The sequence below is a fragment of the Paracoccus sp. MKU1 genome (genome assembly GCF_001447385.1).
GTDB lineage: Bacteria > Pseudomonadota > Alphaproteobacteria > Rhodobacterales > Rhodobacteraceae > Paracoccus.
This window is the reverse complement of sequence record NZ_LLWQ01000206.1, coordinates 1-20,458: the sequence shown is the minus strand read 5'-3', so window position 1 is coordinate 20,458 and position 20,458 is coordinate 1. Positions and strand designations below refer to the sequence as shown.

Annotated in this window: 18 protein-coding genes; all 18 read right to left on the bottom strand. The window is 62.1% G+C overall.

The annotated features are described in order from the left end of the window. Positions 1-84: 84 nt before the first annotated feature. Positions 85-1,725, bottom strand: a complete 1,641-nt coding sequence (locus tag AQY21_RS29420) for a hypothetical protein (RefSeq protein WP_058099403.1) — start codon at positions 1,723-1,725, stop codon at positions 85-87. 377 nt (positions 1,726-2,102) lie between these two features. Then, positions 2,103-3,125 carry a hypothetical protein gene (locus AQY21_RS20275; RefSeq protein ID WP_152988292.1) on the bottom strand — a complete coding sequence of 341 codons (1,023 nt, stop codon included), beginning with the start codon at positions 3,123-3,125 and terminating at the stop codon, positions 2,103-2,105. A gap of 186 nt (positions 3,126-3,311) precedes the next feature. After that, positions 3,312-3,797 (bottom strand): hypothetical protein, encoded by a 486-nt coding sequence (locus tag AQY21_RS20270; protein ID WP_058099401.1) that lies wholly within the window; start codon positions 3,795-3,797, stop codon positions 3,312-3,314. A 69-nt stretch (positions 3,798-3,866) separates the two neighbouring features. Beyond that, complete coding sequence (locus AQY21_RS20265) at positions 3,867-6,605, bottom strand: DNA polymerase (RefSeq protein WP_161906073.1); 2,739 nt, start codon at positions 6,603-6,605, stop codon at positions 3,867-3,869. Continuing rightward, the gene (locus AQY21_RS20260) at positions 6,602-7,888 is read right to left on the bottom strand and encodes a DnaB-like helicase C-terminal domain-containing protein (RefSeq protein ID WP_058099399.1); all 1,287 of its coding nucleotides are present in this window, start codon (positions 7,886-7,888) and stop codon (positions 6,602-6,604) included. Before AQY21_RS20260 ends, AQY21_RS20265 begins: the two co-directional genes overlap by 4 nt. Next, entirely contained in the window at positions 7,885-8,451 is a 567-nt protein-coding gene (locus AQY21_RS20255) for a hypothetical protein (protein WP_058099398.1), read from the bottom strand. The genes AQY21_RS20260 and AQY21_RS20255 overlap by 4 nt, the downstream gene beginning before the upstream one ends. After that, positions 8,448-10,133, bottom strand: coding sequence for a hypothetical protein (locus tag AQY21_RS20250; protein ID WP_152988291.1), 1,686 nt, complete (start codon positions 10,131-10,133; stop codon positions 8,448-8,450). The genes AQY21_RS20255 and AQY21_RS20250 overlap by 4 nt, the downstream gene beginning before the upstream one ends. Positions 10,134-10,441: 308 nt before the next feature. Then, positions 10,442-10,798 (bottom strand): hypothetical protein, encoded by a 357-nt coding sequence (locus tag AQY21_RS20245; RefSeq protein ID WP_152988290.1) that lies wholly within the window; start codon positions 10,796-10,798, stop codon positions 10,442-10,444. Next, the gene (locus tag AQY21_RS20240; RefSeq protein ID WP_058099395.1) at positions 10,795-11,004 is read right to left on the bottom strand and encodes a DUF2997 domain-containing protein; all 210 of its coding nucleotides are present in this window, start codon (positions 11,002-11,004) and stop codon (positions 10,795-10,797) included. Before AQY21_RS20240 ends, AQY21_RS20245 begins: the two co-directional genes overlap by 4 nt. Before the next feature lie 16 nt (positions 11,005-11,020). Continuing rightward, the gene (locus tag AQY21_RS20235) at positions 11,021-11,473 is read right to left on the bottom strand and encodes a DUF1257 domain-containing protein (RefSeq protein WP_058099394.1); all 453 of its coding nucleotides are present in this window, start codon (positions 11,471-11,473) and stop codon (positions 11,021-11,023) included. A gap of 92 nt (positions 11,474-11,565) precedes the next feature. Continuing rightward, positions 11,566-12,228 carry a hypothetical protein gene (locus AQY21_RS20230; protein WP_058099393.1) on the bottom strand — a complete coding sequence of 221 codons (663 nt, stop codon included), beginning with the start codon at positions 12,226-12,228 and terminating at the stop codon, positions 11,566-11,568. 105 nt (positions 12,229-12,333) lie between these two features. Then, positions 12,334-13,872, bottom strand: coding sequence for an AAA family ATPase (locus AQY21_RS20225; RefSeq protein WP_161906071.1), 1,539 nt, complete (start codon positions 13,870-13,872; stop codon positions 12,334-12,336). A gap of 590 nt (positions 13,873-14,462) precedes the next feature. Continuing rightward, positions 14,463-14,819, bottom strand: coding sequence for a hypothetical protein (locus tag AQY21_RS20220; RefSeq protein ID WP_058099391.1), 357 nt, complete (start codon positions 14,817-14,819; stop codon positions 14,463-14,465). 1 nt (position 14,820) lies between these two features. Next, positions 14,821-15,342: a lysozyme gene (locus tag AQY21_RS20215; RefSeq protein WP_058099500.1), complete on the bottom strand. Its 522-nt coding sequence runs from the start codon at positions 15,340-15,342 to the stop codon at positions 14,821-14,823. Between the two features lie 65 nt (positions 15,343-15,407). Continuing rightward, complete coding sequence (locus AQY21_RS20210) at positions 15,408-15,674, bottom strand: hypothetical protein (protein WP_058099390.1); 267 nt, start codon at positions 15,672-15,674, stop codon at positions 15,408-15,410. Continuing rightward, positions 15,671-16,378, bottom strand: coding sequence for a hypothetical protein (locus AQY21_RS20205; protein WP_058099389.1), 708 nt, complete (start codon positions 16,376-16,378; stop codon positions 15,671-15,673). The genes AQY21_RS20210 and AQY21_RS20205 overlap by 4 nt, the downstream gene beginning before the upstream one ends. 26 nt (positions 16,379-16,404) lie before the next feature. Then, positions 16,405-16,713 (bottom strand): DUF6127 family protein, encoded by a 309-nt coding sequence (locus AQY21_RS20200; RefSeq protein WP_065169970.1) that lies wholly within the window; start codon positions 16,711-16,713, stop codon positions 16,405-16,407. An 87-nt stretch (positions 16,714-16,800) separates the two neighbouring features. Continuing rightward, entirely contained in the window at positions 16,801-20,406 is a 3,606-nt protein-coding gene (locus tag AQY21_RS20195; protein WP_152988289.1) for a hypothetical protein, read from the bottom strand. Positions 20,407-20,458: the final 52 nt, after the last annotated feature.

Here is a 20,458-nt window from a genome sequence, read left to right as displayed (position 1 = left end):
GTTCCCGGCCCGCCACCCGTTGGCGCTTCCTTGGGGCCGATTGTCGCGGCGGCAGGCCGCACCTTCCTGTGGTATTATCAAACCTCAAAAAGGAATGTCGTCATCCAGATCAGGTTGCCCCGGCGTCGCGCCCGCGCCGGACTGGAACCAGTTGTCAGTCTGCTGGGACTGCCCGGTCTGGTTGCCCGGAGGTGCCCCACGCGAGCGAACAGCGATGTCGCCGCCCCCTTGATCAGACCCTTGGTGGGCAGACTGTTCCCCCGGTGACTGGGCAGAAGTCTGGTTCTGGCCCGGGGCAGTCTGGGCACCGTGGGCAGGGTGACCGTTTCCCGCGCCCGGCCCGCCAAAAGCCCCGCTCTGGTAGCTCTGGGTCATGTCCGAGCCGTAGCCGCCATGATCCTGTCCGCCGTGGTCGTAGCCGCCCTGCTGGTGACCCGGACCCATGCCAGCGCCCGGTCCCATGCCGCCGTATCCTGCGGGCGGATGCGCGGCCTCGGGCTGGTAATAGCCGCCCTGACCACCCTGATGGCCCCATTGGCCTTGATCCTGCCCGCCGCCATACTGGCTGTGGCCCATCGGCGCGACGCCACCGTAAAGACGGCGCAGGCGATCCGCCTCGGGGCGGTGCAGGAAGGTGGCATAGTCGTAGGGCTTCATCATGTGCCGGGGATCGGGGTCGATAACCCGTCCGTCGCGGCGCGAGACCAGTGGCGTCAGCTTTCCGTTCTGGCCGAGGTAGGCTTCGATGGCCGCGTCCTCGTGACGGACGACGGGCGTCGCCGGGTCGAGGTTGCCGATGCTCGGCGAGCGGTTACCGTCCCGGATCATGGTCAGTTGCAGGCCGCGCAGCGTGCCATGGTTCTGATAGAGCCGGTCGAAGACCTGATGCTGGCTGACCTTCACCGCCAGAAGCTCTTTCGTCGGATGGACGTGCTGCCCGGTGTTCCGGTTGTAATAACCCTTCAGGTTCAGCACCGTGAGGAGCATCACCCAGTAGCTCTCATCCGACCCGTTCGGCGGGCAGAGAGGGCAGTTGTCGAATTCCTTGGGGCACGGCTCGAAATTGCTCTTCCGCCCGGTGCGCGAGTCCGTCAGGGCGTGCTCCCAATAGCGCGGACCCGGTTCGGCATCCAGAATGATGATCTGACCGATATGGTCCTGCCCGGTGTTGCCGGGGGTGGGGCGCAGATAGTAGCGGTTCGGGAAATAGCCGCGCTCGCGGGCTTCGGCGCGACGCTGCTCAACCTGCTGGTTGATGGCCGTCGAGGTCTGCGCGCCGGACATGCCGGTGCGGACCCACGACAGGTCGCCGCGACGCTGCTGACCACGCGAGGCACCATGGCCGCCCATCGGGGCGCGCGGGCCGAAACCACCGCCAATACCCGCGCCGATGCCGCCCCCCATTCCGCCGTTGCCTTGCTGCGTCTGACCGCCATACATGCCAGCGGGGCCGGGATTGTGACCCATGCCCGCACCCGGACCCATGCCGGGGTGCTGCCCTCCGATATTGCCCGGGCCGCCGTTGTGGCCGGGATGCTGTCCCCCGGGATGTCCGGGGCCTCCGTATTGCCCCCCGTTGGGGTTGATCGTGTTCATGGTCTGCTCTCCGTGCTCTGACAGGATTTTGGAGTTCTGCGGTTCTTCACTGGTCTTCGAGAGGTCTGTCGTCTCGGTCTGATCTTTGGATTGGTCTTCGGTCTTCGACAGGTCTTCCGGCGTATCCATCGGTCGGTCTTTCGTCTTGGGTGTGAGACATCCGATGATAGACTTGGTTCAGCACAGCAGCAAGTGTAGCTGATGCCTCAATACCGAAACCCGCCGTGACGAGCCGAAAGGAGGTCACCTCCCGGTTACCGTCCCAGACAAAGCATCCAGAGCCTTCCAATGCGACCACGATCTCTTGAGTCTCTTCGCAAAACGCCTGCGTCGAAAGGAAAAACAGGCGCTTGCCAGACGACGTCCGCGACATGGCGAAACCAGTGGTCACGAGCCGCTGGGCTAGGGTCTCGATAAGGGACGTGGTCTGGTCAGACATTTCGATGCGAGTTCCGTTATTGTGCATTCTGTTTATCAGGTTTGAATTTGTTCGTCAATCGCAAACTTCAATATCTGCTCCCGCCGGGATGGCCCCGTCGGCGTCGCGGCGGCTGCGGCTTGGGAACCGGCATCGCCGCGCGGCACATGGTCAGCACCTGTTCCAGCGTCAGGTCATCAGGATCGAGCACCCCGTCCGGATATTGCGGCACATAGGTCAGCACATGGTCGGCAAGCTGGTAAAGCGCGCCGGTGGTGACATCCCTCTCCATGATCGGCTCCCCGGTCTGCGGGTCTCGCCCGGCCTCGAAGACCTTGCCAAAGATGCCAGCGTCCCCGGCATCGTCCGGGTCTAAGATCAGATAGACCGGGTTTCCCCATTTGCGCAGGATCGCTGCCTTGCCCGGGGTCAGTTCCGAGCCGAGCAGCGCACCGACGTTGAAATGCGCGTCCACGTCCTCGGACAGGAACCGCGCATAGGCGAACAGGCCCTCCACGATGACGGTCCCCCTGCCCTTCTGCCAGCGATGCTCGCCGAGGATCAGCAGGCGCTTGGGCAGGTTGGCGTAGTCGAGCACCTTCGGCAGGGTGACAGGCGTGCCGTCGGCGCGCATGTAGGTCAGTTGCTCCTTTGGCAGGATCGTCCGTCCGGTGAAGCCGTAGAGATGCCCTTCGCCATCATAGACCGGGAACACCAGACGCCGCTTGTCCGGGTCGAAACGGATACCAGCCTTCTCCATCCCCTGCCGGGTGATGCGCCGGTTCACCATGTAGAGACGAGCTTCCCGGATCGCAGCGGCGTCCTCGAAAATCGCTTCGGGATCGAAGGCCACAGGGTCCAAAGGCGTTCCCAGCGTCTCTACCATGCCGAAAGACCGGCTGTGCCTGTCCTCCCATGCGGGGATCATCATCGCCCCCATGGTCTCGACCTGCGAGACCTCGCGCTCCAAGGCGCTGTAATCGTGGCCGCGAAGTTGGCCCAGATCGCGGACTAGTTTCTCTATTCGGCCCTTCGATTTGCAGGCCGGACAAGAAAACGCGCTGATGCCGCTGTCCTCGACCTTGACCGAGAAGCCCTGTGACCTGTCCACGCCGCCCTTGTGTTTCCACGGCGCGTAGGGACAGGCGAGGTGTATCCACCCTGAATGGTTGGGTTGCGGCAGGTCCATTCCCATTCGCTGGAAGACCCGCCGCAGATCGTCATAGCGCATACCCGACTCCCTGCAACGGGTTGCAATATTCCGGGATGCGAAGCCGGGAGTCCACCGGCCCCGCCATCAGTTCTTGCGCTGGCTGACTTTCACGGCGGCCTCGGTCTTTTCGGTCTTCAGCACCTGCGCCAGAATGACCGATCCCGCCATCTCCTTGACCGCCCCCTGCGACGCCCCGACGATCTGCAAGAAGGTATCCAGATCGACTTTGCCGTAGAGTTCCTTCACGTCCACGAAGTCCTTTTCGCCGGGCTTGAAGGTGACGTCATAGGTCAGGCCGTCCACGACATGGCTGAAGGCGGGCATCTTGGACGATGCCATGGCGCGTTCCAGCGATTTCTTGGCGGCGCTCTCCTCGCGGGTGGCCGCGTTCTTGGCCTTGTTCGCCCGGACGTATTCCTTCAGCGCAGCGATATGCGCCGTGTCCTTGGGCGCATCACTGTCCAGTTCCACGGCCCGGGGGCGCGGTGCCCGCTCACGGACGGGCGTGGCGATGCGCGATGCGCGTTCGGGGTTGCCGGTGAGGCGGCGGGGATTAACGGGTGCGTTCATGGCAAGCTCCTTGTCTCTGACCCTTATCTTATACCGCACCCATAATTGTTAGTCAACACATTTCTTGTGTCAGTCGAAGAACGCCTCTCGGATCAGGTGGACCGGAACCTGTGCATTGGCCGTATACTGCGCCCAGACCGCCTCTTCATCGTCCACCCACCAGTCGGGTTTGCGGACGTGTTCGGCGACGCGCTCGGCCATCTCCGGAGCATCGGCAAGCTCTGTCGTGTCGCCAAGTATTCGCCCCCATTCGGGGTCCGACTTGATCGGCAGCGGCGGGCGGATGCCGAACCATTCTTCGAGCGGCGGGTTCTCCATCACCCATTTCAGCCAGCCCATGCCCTCGGCGACATAGTTCTCATCCACCTCGGCAACCAACTGGTCGTGGATGAAGCCGATGGGCCGGATCAGGTTCGGATCGGCCTGTGCGGACAACCGCAGGAAGGCGATGATCCCGAGGTCGGACCCGAAGTTCTGAACCGGGCTGTTGATCGCGTTGCGCTCGGCCCCCGACATGATCGACCAATCCGTCGAATAGATGGCGTGCAGGTGCCGGGTCAGACCGTGCAGGGATTTCACATAGCCATGCTCCTTGGCGAACGCCTTCATGCGCTCGTGCCACGGCAACAACGCCGAGAACTTCTGGAAATACCCTTCGCGAATCTCTGTGGCCTCGCGCAGAGAGAAGTCCACGTTGTAGTTGGTCTTGGCATAAGTGATGAAAGTCTGCTCGCGCGCGCCATAGATATATCCGAAGTTGACCGCCTTGGCATTCTGGCGCTTTGCTTTCTTGATCGCCCGATCAAGCGCCGCAAAGGCGATGTCGTCAATCTTCATGGTCATGGCAGCGGTGCTGGCATGAATATCGCCGTCGTCGCGATAGATGCGCAGCATCTCCGGTTCATTCGCCATCCACGCGGCGATGCGAAGCTCGGCTTGCGACAGGTCAGAGGCAACCAGAACCTTTCCCTGACTGGCCCGGAAGAGGCGGCGGAACGGCTTGGCAAAGCGGCCCCGTTTGGGGAAGTTCTGACCATTCGGATCAGACGAGTTCGACCGCTTGGTGTTGGTTCTGAAGTTGTATTGCGGAACAATCTTGTTCTCGCCACCAACGCCGGGCTTGATATATTTCCAGAAGCCCCGCGCATATGTGTCAAGCATTTTCTGCGCTTTCTTCAGTTCGATGTATCGTTGAACGAACTGTCCCGCGACGCCCGGCGCGTCGAGGAAATAGGGCATGTGATCCTTGGTCGATACCGAGGGGATGCGCTTGCTCGGATCAGGATTGTTCATGGTGCCCGGCGTGAACACGCACGCCTTCAGGCCGAACCCTTCCTTCGAGAACAGGACGTCCCGCATCACCTCGTCGCGCGAGAATTTGAACCCCTTCGGATCGGTCAGGTATTTGCGCCGGACGGCTGCCGGAGCCAAGCGGTAGAGCGACTGGGTCTCCTGCGTCACCCATTCTTCCAGTTCAGTCTGGAAGGCGCGCAGGGCGTCTTCATCAATGGTGAAGCCGAAGGTCTCCATGGTCTTTGTCATGGCGAATAGCGCCCGCCTGTGGACCCGGTTGAAAACGTGGACGTTGTGCGGGTCTTGCCGCATCAGGGGCGTGAGCACCTTGGCGAGGCGGAATGTGGCGTCGGTGTCTCCACCCGCATAGCTGCGCATCCCGTAGCGCAACACCTTGCCGTCCGGCCCGATCTCATCTTCCGGAGGAACCTCGATCATGCGGTTCTTGTCTACGGTCTCGTTGAAGCGGTCGTTGAAACCGCCCATCTCGGGGACATAGATGCGGATCATGTCGTCAAGGTTGTATTGCATGAAGTTCTCGTTGACGAACCGGGCCATAAGCTCGGTGTCCCAGAACTCCGTCAGTTCGATCCCAATGGATCGCATCGCCTTGAAATCGTATTTTCCGTTGTGAAAGACCTTCACGATGGACGGGTCTTCCATCAGGGCCTTGATCTGTCGGCGCAGCCGGGCGCAGGTGTCCCGGTCCTGCCCAAGGCGGGCGAAATGGTCCGGGAAATAGTCTGGGCAGACTCGACAGACGAAGGTCTGCCCTTCCTTGATCGTCAACTGCACGGTGAGAACACGGAAGTCCTCGGCTTGAGTGTCGATACCCGTGGTTTCGGTATCGACCGCGATGATCTTGGGTCTGCTGTCCAGCATGAATTGCAGATCGTCGGCCCAGCGGTAATCCGTCTCGATCCGGCCAAGAACGTCGGGGTTCCAGCCGCCTGCCTTGACCCGAGAAAGGATGCCAAGGTCGGCCTCGAAAATGGGTCGGTTGTCCGGCTGTATCGAGACCAGATTGAGCGACAAGGTCTGGAAGAACGGCATCCCCATCTTGGAGGGGTGAAACATGCCGCGCCAGTTCTTGACCGATACGGCGCGGCCCGCCATCACCCGGCCCGGTGTCGCGCCAATGGTAACCACCAGCTTCGGCTTGTGCTTCTCGATGACTTCCTGCACCGCCGGGATATACTGGCTGACGTATTCCCATTTGGCGCGCTCCGAGCCTTGCGCCGCCTTTGGGATCGGCGGGCACAATCCAACCATGAGGAAGTCCGCCTCGACAAACCCGGCACGCTTGGCCTCGCGTGCCCAGAGCTTCAGCAGGGACATATCCATGGGCAGGGACTGCCGGGCGGCCTCGATGCTGGGCGGCTCGCAGAGCACGATAACCGGCGCGTCGGCAAATCCCCGGAGCGGTATTTTCCATTCATTTGCAACTTGTTGCACCATGGCGTCATGCGCCTCTGCCCCGAATAGCGGAGTCTGGATCGTGGTCATCATGGTCATGCTGTCGTCCATTCGTCTCGTGCGGGGGCAGGCCCCTGCGTTCCATCGTAATCGCCGTTCTCGTCGGTGCCGTCGCCTTGCGCGTCCTCGATCTCATCCATGTTGAATGGCGAATGGTCGAAGCGTGTGTCGAAGACGATGCCGTCCGCGCCGTGACGGTTCTTGATGACCCGATAATTCCGGGTCGTGGTCTCATTGGGGGCGCTGCCCTTGCGCACGCCAAGAACCAAGCTCGAAATCTGCCCGACCTCGTCGGTCTGGCCGATGTTGTCGATGCTCATCTCTTCATCCGCCTTCTGCGAGCGGTTGAACTGGACCGTCTGGATGATCGGCTTGCGGCGCGAGATGGCGAGCGACTTCAGTTCCCGCATGGTCTGCGAGGCAAGCTCGAACCTCTTGCGAAGATCGCGGTCGTTTGTCGGGCGCAGCAGGTATGAGGCATCGACATAGATCGCGTCCGGATCGTGCTCTTGGATCATCGCGTCCACGTCGCGCACGCTCTTGGACAGATCGCCCACCATCATGTGAAACGGCGGCATACCGGAAACGCGCTCAACCGTGGCCCGCACCTGTTCCTCGCCCCATGGAGAAACGTGCCCGCGCTGGATGAAGTCGGCGTTTACCCCAGACCCCATGGCGAGAACACGTCGCGCCGTCTCGATTGCACCCATCTCCATGGAGACGAACCCGATGGAGTGACCGGCACCCCACGCCATGCAGGCCATGCGAGTGATGCTGAAGGACTTGCCGACACCCGGGCGCGCAACGATGGTGATCAGGTCTTCGGTGCGTGCCCCGCCGGTCACATCGTCCAGCGTCGGCCAGCCATAGGTCACCCCGCGCATCCCGGGATGACGCTGCGCCTCCTCGAAGTCGGCGATCACCATCTGCATCGCCTCGACCATCGTATAGGTGTCCTGCCGGGCATCGACGCTCGACATCTCCCGGGCCATGTTGCTTATGGTCGAGACGAACCTATCCATCTCCTGCCGCTGCAACATCTCCATGAGGTCTTGCTGGCGCTGGAAATACAGGTTGTAGATCGCGCGGTTCTTGACCACGTCGCGGAAATAATCGACTGGCCCGTTGACCGGATAGAGCGGTATCTGGTTGTCGGTGCAAATATCGACGCTGGGTAATCCGCCGTAGCGGTCGAAGTAGCTGGCGACGAACCGGAATGCAGGAAGCTCGTCTTCGGTGAAGAACCGCTCATCCAGTTGCCGGAAGATGGTGCGCGCGCTGTTGTCGATGATGGCGCGCAGAAGCTGAAGCCCGGCGCTCATTGCCGACCCCGCTTTTCAATCTCGGCCATGTCCACGATGCTACCAACCTTGCGCAGCCAGCCGATAACGTCTGACGGCCACCATTGAAACATGGGGTCCACGGCATCAAGTCCCGCATCACTCGCCCATTCCAAAAGCACAACCTGTCTCCGGTCGAGGCGTGCGCGCAGATAGTCTATCACCTGCTCGATCTGCCACGGCGACAATGGCGTCAGCCCGCGCGACCGCTGCATCGGCGAGACCATCAGGACCGGAGCTTCGTCCATGTCCTCGAAGGCTTCACCCCGCCGATCCAGACAGGTGACAAGCTGAACCAAGGACTTGATCCGGACCCCTGCCCCATTCAGGTGGAAATTCTTTGCCACCATGCGCAATTCGCAATGCTGGCCCATGCCGGTGAATATGACCAGTCCGCCGTTCCGTTTCAGGTCTGGACCGTTCTCCTGCACCCACGCGGCATAACCATGGCCCAGCGTTCCGTAATCGGCAAAAGTCTTGTCGTGGTAGGTCATCCCGACCCCGGCCCGGATCAGGGATTTGACATGCTCGGGGGGTAGGCTCATGCGTCAGTTCCTTTCGGTGCGGGAAGACCAGCGGCGCGGCGGGCGCGGGCCTCCTCCCAAGTCTCGGTGATCATCAGGTTCAGAACCGGCTTGTTCTGGGCTTCCATGCGGGCCTTGGCAGCGGCGATCTCCTTGTTGCGCTTGGCGGCTTGCTCGGCCATGACGCGGGCGCGGGCCTCCTCCCAAGTCTCGGTGATCATCGGCATGGCCGGGACATCCGTCAGCGGCGGCGGTGCCGGGCGCGGGGTCTCCGGGGTTGGAGGCTCTGGCTTTTCGACCTTCAGCACGGGCTGGTGCCCCCAGACCTGCCCGGGGCGGCGTTGGGTGCCCGGTGTGACCTTCACCTGCGACCCGTCCGGAAGCTGGGCAGCGCGTTCGGCGAAACCTTCCAGCCGGGCGGCGCGTTCCTCGCGCTCCTTGGCGCGGCGGGCCTGCTTGGCGACATTGGCCTCCCGGCGCTCCATCTCGCGACGCATGTCCAGCGCGGCCTGTTCGCGGGCAATCTCCTTGACCGCTTCGTCGTGGCCCATGCCAGCAGCGATCAGCCGGGCGTAGCGATCATTGTCGGCATCGGTGGCGAAAACGTGCGACTTGCGGTCGATCCAGACCTCCACGAAATCCCGCAGCCGCCAGATCAGGAAGTCGAGGCTCGGATAGGTCGGGGCAGCGGGCTTGGTCATCCACGCCAGCTTGCGCTGAACCACCGCGCCCCAGTTCCGGGCGGCGAAGTCGAGGAATTCCGCGAAGGTGCCTGTCTTGGCCTCGGCCCATTTCCGTTGGGCCTGCTTCACCATGCCCTGCTCCTTGCGGGACCATGCGACGTGCAGCCGGAGCGGGTGAGCTTCCATCAGCGCCCTGATCCAGACCCGCTCAAGCTCGGTCGCGGTCGGAAGACCAGCCTTGCGCTCGGTGGCGCGCTTCAGCGCGGCCTCGGCCCGCTTCTCGGTCTTCTCGCGCATTTCGGCCTGCACCCGGGAAATGCGCTGACGGACGGCAATTGCAGCGGGTTGCACCGCCTCGGTGTCGCACTTCCTAGTTTCTTTGGCCGCGCCGAAAAAACACGGCTTTTGGTTTTCATCCGGGGAAGGCTTCCTCTCGGTCTTTTCCTTCGGCGTGAACAAGCGCGGGGTCGGCGCGTCAGCGGCGACCTCGCCAATAAGACTGTTTGAAATCCCATTGTCTGTATTCAGGGTTCGTCTCGCGAACTGACCCAGTTCGTCTCGCGAACCGGCTTCCTGCGGTTTTTCGCCCTTCAGGCGCTTCGGAACCGGGATCATTTCTTGGTCCTCCGGGGTCCATTCAGTGTTGATGACGACGGTGACGCGCCCGTTTTTGTGGCGAACCCGCTGGATCATGCCCTTGGCTTCGAGCGATTTGAGGGCAGAGAAGTAGGCCGTCTTTCCGACCCGGACCCCGGGATACTTCTCGGTCCCGTTCAGCACGTTTTCGGTGGATGCGGTGAACCTGTCTCGGCCCCAATGGACGGTGCGGCGCGTGATGTATTGGATCACGTTGGCTTCGGTGCTGTCGAGATGCGCAAGCCAGACATCGTCCACGCGCTCCCGGAACAGCAGCTTGTCCATCACGGTGAGAGCTTCACCTGTAGCCAGCCTCTGCGCCACACTTGTAGCGCCCGGATAACGGAAATTAACGACGTTCCTGTCAGCGGCGAGTTGTGCCATGTCTCATGTCCCTATCGCCTGCCCTCGTCGCGCAATAATCCACCCGGCTCGCCCGGATTTTCGACGCTAGTTTGGGGGCAGACCCTATGTGCTCAAGTTCGTGTTTGATGGGGGTTTCGGGCCGTTTCCCGGTCCTTCGATTCCCTTCTTATTGCGGTCCAAACTGACGAAGGATCACGCCTCTGTCAATAAATTTTTTAGGGACCGTCCGGCAGCTTCCAGTGTAAGTCTTGGGGTCGTTTTAAGATAAGCCCCAAGACCTTGTGTCAACGCGGGATCGGCTGCAACGGGTTGCAACCGAAAGTTTTTCAGAACCTGCCAGCTAGACGGTGAGCGTCCAGATACGCGATCTCGAACTCGACGGCGTCTTCATAGTGCTCGAAGAGTGCGACCGGGTAATCGCCCGGCAAGGGCGGCAGCGCCTTGGTCAATTCCAGTCCGATCACGGCGGCAGACCTGTGCGTGAGGCGGCACCCTTTCAGGTCTTCAAACCCGGGCGCGTCCATGATCTCGACCGCCCATGCTTGGTTGTCCTCATCCCAGACGATCTCCGAAGCGCGAACGATCTTGGCCGGTCCGAAGGACCGTAGGTCAAGCCCGCGCCCCTTTTTGACCTGAAGGCCGGATACCCGGCCAGAGGTCTCGAAGGTGATAACCTGTGTCACCACGTCAGGCCCTCCTGTTCTTGCTCGGTCCCCGTTTCCGGGTTCGACCATTCGGGCTTGTAGGTGCGGTTCTCGATGGCACCGCCGGACAGGGCCTGCTCGAACGCGGCGGTGGCCTCGGCGCAGCCGATCCCATTGAAGCCTTCTGCCTCGATCTTCGGTGCGCCGTAGGGCGGGATGGTGATCAGGATTTTCTTGTCGAACATGGTCGTGGCCTTTCGATTAAAGCTGGACTTCGAGGTGAATGGTTCCGTCCTCGGCGGCGCGCTCGGTAACCATATAGCCCTGTGCAGCGGCTTGGTTCTTTGCGGCGTTGACGCCGTAACGCTGGGTGAAAGCGCCGATGGCGTGCTCGCCTTCACGATCCCGGTCGGTGCTGGGGAGCGGGCAGGCCGCGCCGATGGCATTCCGGACGTCGCCGCCCCATGTATCCATATAGGCGGTGTATTCTTGCTTCTCGGCGTCCCATTTCAGACCGACATCATAGCGGCCCGGGAGTTTCAGGACGTATTCGCAGATGCCGACCTCGCGCTCCTGCTCGCGGAAATACATGCGCGGGGTGGCGTCGCGCAGGAGAGAGATGCTGACACCTTTGGCTTGCAAGTCGGCGACCGCCTGTTCAATGGCGGTGGTGTCCTTGATGGCGATGCCTTTCAGTGTCGTGGTGTGAGACATTCTGGGTTCCTTCTCTGACAGGGGTTTCCATAGCACCTTGATAACAAGTGCTAGATTGTTTGTCAACAGATTTATGTTGCAACGGGTTGCAATCAGTCGCCGAGGTCGATGGCTCGCCGCATCTTGACGGTCTGCACCTGCACCGCCTCGCCGCGCTCGCCCTTCACGGTCTCGACCGTGGCGACTGGTCGCGCCGAAAGCTCGCCGTCGATTTGGTGGACCGCGAAAATCTGCCGGGCGGCTGGCGAGGTGAACTGGCCGATCCGATCCATCGGCAAGGCCGCGCCCTGCTCTGCCGCGTCTCGCAGGGTCAGGACGTCGAACCTGCCTTCCAGCGTGACCGTGGTGACGGACGCCTGCCTGTCCGGGACGCGCAGGCAGGTGATGCGCCGGAGCGCGGCAGATGCCCGGGTCTGGATCAGCATCGCCCCGATGCCGGTAACACCCCGATCCGCCCCGATTGCAGCCCCGGACAAGGTGCGCTGGCCCCAGACCTTGAGGATCAGCCCATCGGGAACCTCGAACGTGGTTTTGGTCCACGATCCGAGGTCTACCATGGACCCGGCGGCTGCGGGAGACCGCTCTGCCGATACCTGCCTGACAGGGATTGAAGGAAGGTTGAGGCGCTGGACGATTCCGATGTGCTGTTCCTTGCGGTCGGGAAGGTTGTAGCGCGTGCTGGGAACGACAAAGACGTGATATTTCGAGGCACCCGTCTTGAACGACTCTGATCCGGTCGTGACCTGAATGAGCATTTCATCCTCCTGTGATATGGTGCCCCGGCGATCTGGGTCGGAAGGATCGCCGGGGCAAGGTGGGCACGCGGCTGGGTGTCGAACGGCCAGCCGCGCCGGGACCGTTTACCCACCCATTTCGAGGCTGCGGCCCATCCCGGGGCGGGTGCGAACCGGGATGATGGCCTTTTCAGCCTTTCTCTGAATGATGGACTTCGACGCCGGGCGTGCGTTGTTCTCGGCCCACGATTGCATCCGGTTGAAGTCCTCGGCGAAGGCTTCGGACAGCGGCTTGATGTTGTCAAGCTGGTGCGCGATCAGGTCGCCGGTAACGGGAACCTTGTCGGTGAAAGCGTCGATCAGCGCGTCCTTTACAGCCTGCTCGATCTCGGCGGGAACATAGCCGTCCGACTTCTGCGCCGCGATTTGCAGGTTCGCCACCGTGTCCGGGTTGTGGCCGCGCTTGCGCAAGTGGATTTTCAGGATTTCCAGCCGCTCACCTTCGTCCGGAACGGTGACCGCGAAAATCTCGTCAAGGCGGCCCTTTCGCAGAAGTTCGGGCGGCAGGTTGTCCACCCGGTTGGCCGAGAAGACCCAGAAGATCGGGGCCTCGGTCTCCTGCATGTGGGTCAGGATCGCGCCCAGAACCCTCTGGCTCACGCCGCTGTCGCCTCCGCTCGACCGCTGGAACGCCTTGTCGATCTCGTCCAGCAGGACGACGCAGGGGGCCATTGCGTCGAGCATCTTCAGCGCCGCGCGGACCCGCTCTTCGGATTGTCCGACCAGCGATTGGAACACGCGAGAGACGTCGAACTTGATCAGGGGCAGCCCGAGGGCATGGCCGATGGCCTTGGCCGAGAGCGACTTACCCGTGCCGGGAGGGCCGAACAGGCCGCAGCCCTTTGGGGCTTCGATCCCGTAATCCCGGGCGTCCTGCGAGAAGCACCGAGACCGCTTCCGCACCCATTCCTTCAACTGGTCGAGGCCGCCGACTTGCGACATGTTGGTGGTCGGCATCACCTCCAAGACCTCGGAGCGTTTGACCACTTCGGTCTTGACCTTCATCACCTCGTCCACGAGGTCATCGACCGGGACGGCAGGCAGGAGGTGGCGATGCGTCACCACGGCCCGGCTGACGGCGGTGACGAATTCCTGCTGCGACATGCCCATGCCTGCGGCGACGATGCGGTCGCGGTCCTCTTTGGTCAGGCGCGGTTGCTTCGGCAGGGAAGACATCAAGCCGTCAAGCTCCGACATAAGCTCTGCGTAGCTCGGGGCGTCAAAGTCCAGCACAACGACGTCTTCGGAAACCTCGGGCGGCAAGGTGAAGCCGAGGGGGGCCACCATGATCAGGCGCTGTTTGTTCACCGCGAACATGCGGGTGTATTCCTTCAGGGCGAAGATCATCGGAACGCGCTGCCCCACGCCGTCTTTCAGCCAGAAATGCGGGAACATGAAGGTGTAGAAGCCGTTCGGCATCGCCTCCCCCGGGTTCGGGCCAACGGCACCGATCTTGTTCAGCGCGTCCACCGGGTTCTGGTTTCCGTCGGTCTTCGGTGGATCGGTCGGGCTGGTGCGGGAATAGGTCTCCCATCCGTAGAGCAGCGACCAGTTGAAGAAGTCCCGCTGCCGGGAGAAGGCGTAAGCCTTGACCGCCTCGACCACGCGATGCGGTTCGCGGGTGCGGCAGAGGATCACGCCGACGGCTGCTGCGTCAAGGATGTTCAACTGGTCGCGGAAAGTGTCCGCGTTCCGGATGGACGCCTGAATGGCGGTCATCGTCGTATTCATCGGTGGTCCCTTTCAGTTTTCCGTTCGACCCTTGCTTTATACCGTATCTTAAATCCTTCGTCAACACAATTCGACTGTGGGACTGGGCAAAAAAGAAGGACGCCCAGCCGAACCCGGCGGACGTCCCTGAAAGTCAAATCAAACTTGAGCACCCGCTAGGGTGCGTGAGCAAGTTCACCCTAGCAAACGGTGCAACCCGTTGCAATAAGGAAGTTTAACTTTGTCGAATTTTCTCTCATGGGGCCTTTCCCGCTACCGTGTCATACCATGCGGCGCAGCGTGAAACCCGGGAATTCTGGGTGCTTAGGGCCTGATCGTAGTGCAGCACCGCAATATCCAGTCTCATCCCCGTGGTCAGTCCGGCACGGACCTGAACCCTGCAATCTTCGGGAAGGTCCGGAAGCCCGGGCGCGCGGACGGCAGCGAGAGACGCCCCTGCCCGTCCAACGCGCTCGGCAATCGGATCATGGGGCGAGCAGGCGGCCAAGCAGGCTGTCACCGACAGCGCAAGTGTCAGGAATGCGGTTTTCGCGTTCATAGCGGTCGATCCTTGCTTGTGCTTCTCGGGCCTCGGCTTCCGCTTCGGCGGCGGCCTTTCTCCACTGACGCCCGGCATTGTCGATCTTGGTCAACTGGTCCCGGAGAAGCTGGTTCTCTGCTTTGAGGGCTTCAGTCTCGACCAGACCTAGTGTTTCCATGGTAGCGCGGCGGACGGCCTGCTTGACCTCCTCGGCGCGCATTACCCCGACATAGACGACGGTGCCGAGGATGATCCCCAGCACCGCAACGATGGCCCAGATGGGCGAGATCAGCCGCGCCATGTCACAGTCCTTCGAGGCACATGGCGCGTTCGGCGTCCCGCCGCTTGGTCAGGCCGGACATCGTGCAGAGGTATTTGCCGTCGGCTTTCTTCGTGCAGGTTTCGCCCCGCGCCCGCTGTGCGATAGCCGCCGACGCCGAGAAGGTCGCCTTGTTCCACGACATGATCGCGTCACATGCCCCCTTCAGATCGCCCGCCTCGGCGCGCTTGCGGACGGTCGATCCGCAGAACGCGCCGGTGCCGATGTTGTAGGTCAGAGACAAGAATGCGCCGTAAGGCTTGTCCGGGATGGTGGCGTGGTTCGACAGGCATTTTTCCATCCCGGCCTCGTGTTCGGCGAGGCTATCGGCCAACATGGCTTCGCACTCGGCGCGGGTCTTGGTCATGCCCATCTTGACCCCTTTGGTCTCGCCAAAGCAGATCGTCGGGATGCCTACTGGGTCGAGGTAGGCCGAGGAACGGTAGCCCTCGAACCCCCCGACCGCCGCGACCACGACAGCGGCGAAGGTGGCGGATTTCTTCATGCGCAGCCCAGTGCGCGGCGCGGTCTGGGTGATCTTGGGCTTGGACTTGAAGACACACATGGCGATCATTCCTTCTCGGGTTCGGCATGGGTGATGCCGATCTGGGCCAGCAGTCGGGACACCGCCGAGGCGACGATGCAGAGCGTGATCAGGAAGCGCAGCGTCCCTTCATACTCGGACGGAAGCACCGCTTGCAGGATTGGGAGGCTGGCATCGAGCGTGCCGTGCAGCCAGTCCACCGAGGACAGAAGCGCAGCCAGCACGGCGAACCGGACAGACCATGCCCGGGTCAGGACATAGCGCCAGTTGGGGATCAGTTTCAAAGTCTTCATGTGTCGCTCCGTTGCACAGACAGGCGCTGCGCCTTGTTGCTGCTCACGGCTCCGGAGTCGCGCAGCAGCGTGTGAACCTTGTCTCTAAGCTGATCGAGAGTGCCGGTGTTCTCGATCTCCGCGTCGGCAGGCAGCACCGGCCACCACGCTTCGCTTTCGTGCATGTCGATGCCCAGCAGACGGACCACCAATCGACCCCAGCGCCTGCGGCACAGCCATTGCGCCACCACCGCGCGCCCTTTCTGACCGTTGGTGATCCGGATGACGCGCACCCGCCCGGGGAAGGCTTCGTTCAGCGCCTGAAGCTCATGCGGGAACCGCATGTCATCCACGACGACAAATCGGCGCTCTTCTGGAAGGACGGCAAGCCGTGACACGAGGATGTTGGCCCAGAGATTCTTGCCGATCATGTTCCGCCATTCTGTTCCCAACGTCTGCATGACGTGGCGCGGGGTCTTGCCGCAGAGGGCTTCCATCGGCTCCTCTTTTCGGCAGCCGTCCAGATGCTCTCGGGTCAGGCCGAGGCATTCCGCCATGTCCTTCAGGGGGTCTGCAAACCGGACGCGGTGGAAGCCGTATTCGGTTTGCAGGTGACTGGCGACGGTGGTCTTGCCGACCTGCTTCGGCCCGATCAGCGCGAGGATGGAAACCCCCTCGACCGGGGTGGCGACGACTTTTGGCGGCAGACGACGCGGAACGGCCATAGGCTCCTCCTTTGCAACGGGTTGCACTAGGGTTTCGGCAGGCCGCCGAAGAGACCCAGCTTGGCGGACACGCCGATGCCGAGGATCAACAGGAAGGTCATGGTCAGGCTCTTGACGACGGTATCGAGCGCCGTGGACTTGACCGACCGGAAGGCGTTCAGCAGCGAGCGTAGTTCGCGCACGTCGTCACCTGCCGAGGTGGTATCAAGTCCGACCTCTTTCAGGGCTTGCTCTGCACCACGCCGAGCGGCCCCTTCGATGATGTCTTCGAGGTCGCGGCGGGTCAGTTCGATGATGGCGTCCGGATGGTCCCGGAATTCGTCGCTGCTGGACATGGCATCCCCCATGTGGACAGTTTTGGCAAGATACCACGCCAGCATTGACAGCTACAAGTGTTAATGTCTTGCAACCCGTTGCACACTTCATGCCAAGTTCCCGATCTTCACGCGCAGCGTTCCTGTAGCATCGAAGACCCTGATCCTGTCATCCGCGATGACCAGCCGTGCGCCGCTAGTCGCGGTCTGGAAGAAGCCTATGGTCGCCGATATGGCAGACAGACTCGACACGTTGATCTTGTCTGCCGTGACCGCATTGGCGGCCAGCTTCGCCGTGGTGATGGCCCCTGCCCCGATCTTGTCAGCCACCACCGCCCCGGCGGCAATCGCCGCCGCCTGAACAGCGCCAGCAGCGATGGCGTCTGCGGTGACCGAGTTCGTCGCAAGCTGGGTCGAGGTGATCGAGTTCGCCGCGATCTTCGAGGCGTTCACCGCGTTGGCGGCCAGCTTGTCGGTGCTGATCGCGCCAGCCGCAACTTTTCCCGCGACCACCGAGTTGGCAGCCAGTTCGTTTGCAGTCACCGATCCGGCGGCGATCTTGGCCGTCGTCACCGCATTGGCAGCGATTTTTTCCGAGACGATGGCCCCGTCAACGATCAGCTTACCGTCGTTTTTCCGCCGGACTTCGGGCGATCCTACAAGAGCTTTACCAACCGAGTTGGTGCGGGCGACATACCAGCGGAACCGCGCGCGGGTGGCTTCGGACGGTGCAACAAGGGACGCCGAGTAGGTGGTTGCCGTATGGGTGATCGGCCCTTCTGTCGCTGGGTTTCTGATGGAGGAGTAGGAGATCGAGGTGCCGTCGGTTTTCAGCCACTGGATGTTGCATACGAAATTGATCGTTTCCGACGCGCCGTTGCTGCGGGCTTGGATAGATGTGAAGTATTCCACCCCGGTATCAACCGAGAATTCCTGCGATACGACGACAGGCGAGTTCCCAGTCTCCCCGGCGGCAACGTCGAGACTGGTCCAATGCGACCCTTTATAGGCCGAACCAGAGACGCCCAAAACCCACGGGGACGGAATAGTCCACGACGCTTGGTCGGATAGGTCCGCGTTGGGAACGAGGTTCGTGAAGTCCCCGACCATGAGGTGGCGTGCGGCGATGGCGTTCGCCGCGATTTCCGTGGCGGTAACGGCCCCAGCCGCGATCTTCGCGGTAGTCACCGAATTCGACACGATCTTGTCGGAGGTCACGGAGTTGGCCGCCAGTGCGTCGGCGGTCACCGCGCCCGAGACGATTTTCGCGGCGGTGACCGAGTTGGCTGCCAGTTCGTTAACCGTCACCGCACCGGCCATGATCTTCGCCGTGGTGATCGCATTCGCGGCTACCTCATTGGCGGTCACCGCGTTGGCGGCGATCTTGGCCGTGGTCACAGCGTTGGCTTGGATTTTGTCCGATACGACGGCGTTCGCCCCAATCTTGTCAGCGACAACCGCACCCGTGGCGATAGAGGTGGCCGTCACCGCCCCGGCAGCCAGCTTTGCCGTGGTGATGGAGCCGGACGCGAGTTCGGCGGCGGTTATGGTCCCCGCCGCGATTTGATTAGCGGTCACCGCATTGGCAGCGATTTTTTCCGAGGTGATGGCCCCGTCAACGATCAGGCTTCCGCTCGCCATGTGCCGCATGGTCGGCTTCGTCAGGAACGTCTGGCCGCTTTGGGAAGCGTTCCAAACCCTGAAGAAGATCGGCTGGATGTAAGCCACCCCAGGGCCAACGGTGTAGACGCCAGACATGTGCTGCGGAGAGGTAGTCTGGAAGGTCTCTACCGCCACATGAGAGACGGACGTGTATGCACCGTCTGCATCGTATTGGTTAACCGAAATGCGGTTAGTCGTGTAGGGCGTGGTGGTGGAGGCCCGGAAAATGCCGGAGAGGTAGAACTTGTCTCCCTCTTTGACCGGGATGCGCTGGTTCCAACGCGCCCACGCGCCCCCTTCCACAGCCTCGAACCGGATTGCCCATTTCCCCTCTTGGTTCGAGGGGGAGCCGTAGATCGTGGCGTTGTTCAGCGTGAAGCCGTCACTCGATCCGGTGGCTCCGAGGTCATTGGTCAGATCGCTGTTGGTGATCAGGTTGGTGAAGTCGCCGATGGCGAGTTTCGAGGTCGTAATCGCGCCCGCCGCAATCTCGGTGGCGGTGACAGCCCCGGCAGCGATCTTTCCAGCGACAACCGAATTCGCCGCCAGCTTGTCGGCGGTGATGGCGTTTGCAGCAACTTTATCAGCCGTGACCGCGCCCGCAGCCAGCTTGTCTGCCACAACCGACCCGGCGGCCAGTTTGGCAGTCTCGACTGCGCCCGCCGCGATCTTGACGGCGGTGATCGCATTGGCCGCGACTTCGTTCGCCGTGACAGCGCCCGCCGCGATCTTTGCGGTGGTCACCGCATTGGATACGATCTTGTCTGCGGTGACGGCGTTGGCTGCCAGCTTGTCGGCGTTCACAGCCCCGGCGGCCAAGTTGGCCGTTTTGATGGCACCAGCCGCGACCTTGGCAGCGGTGACAGCGCCCGACGAAATGGCGGCTGCCGTGATGGCGTTGGCCGCAACCTTGTCAGCGGTGATCGCATTGGCCGCAACAGCGTCTGCGGTAACCGCGCCGGTGGCGATCTTGAGCGAGGTGATGGCCCCGTCAACAATCAATTCCCCCGTCCCCATCATTTGCATGGAGACGTCGGCAACCTCGAAAACTGTCCCGACCGCGTTGGAGCATTGGACACGCAGGCCCATGAAGCCCCGGGCAAACGGCAATGCCCTCTCTCCGGTCAGGGTGACCCATTCTCCGGGCGTCATGGTCGCGGCGTCGGCGATACCCGGATTGATCCAGTGGTTCGATCCATCCGGGGTCACGCACTCAACTGGGTTGATGCGTATCGAGCCAGAATTCCCGCTCACAAGGCGAACCGTCATCGTGTATCGGAATGCCGACCCCGGAACGACTTGGCGAAGCGTCTGCGTAGTGACGCGCCAATCCCSGTTGTTGACGCTGACGTCCGCCGCTGTTGGGGTGGCCCGCATCACGTTGCTCCTGCTGCCTTGCGGGCCTATCCCGCTGACGATGTTGAAGTTGGCGCTGGGGACACCAGTCCAACCCGCGCCACCTGCATTGAAGTCGGGTTCGGCCAGAAGGTTCGCGGTATTGCCGATCAGCACCTTGTCTGCCGTGATGGCGTTGGCCGCGATTTCGGTAGAAGTGATGGCCCCAGCGGCGATCTTTCCAGCCGTGATGGCATTGGCTGGGACCTTATCGCCGGTGATCGCCCCGTAGGCGTTTTCATTGGCCGTCACAGAACCCGCCGCGTTCTTGGCAGTCGTGACAGCGTTCGGCGCGGTATTAGCCGTAACGATAGTTTCAGCGGCGATTTCGTTTGCCGTTACGGCGTTTGTCGCGATCTTCTGGGTGGTCACCGCATTCGCCGCGATCTTGTCTGCGGTGACGGCGTTGGCCGACACTTTGTCGGCGGTCACCGCGCCTGCGGCGACAGGGTCGGCGACTACAGACCCGGCGCCCACCTTGGCCGTTTCGCGCTCGCCCGCCGCGATTTTCGGGGTGGTGACGGCGTTGGCCGGGATGTTTTCGGCGATGATGGTCGCGCCTGCGATTTCGTTGGCCGTGACAGCATTCGTCGCGATCTTGGCCGTGGTCACAGCGTTGGCTTGGATTTTGTCGGCAGTCACCGCATTGGCGGACAACTTGTCTGCTGKGGTCGCACCAGAGGCGATGCTGGCAGCTTCGATAGCSCCG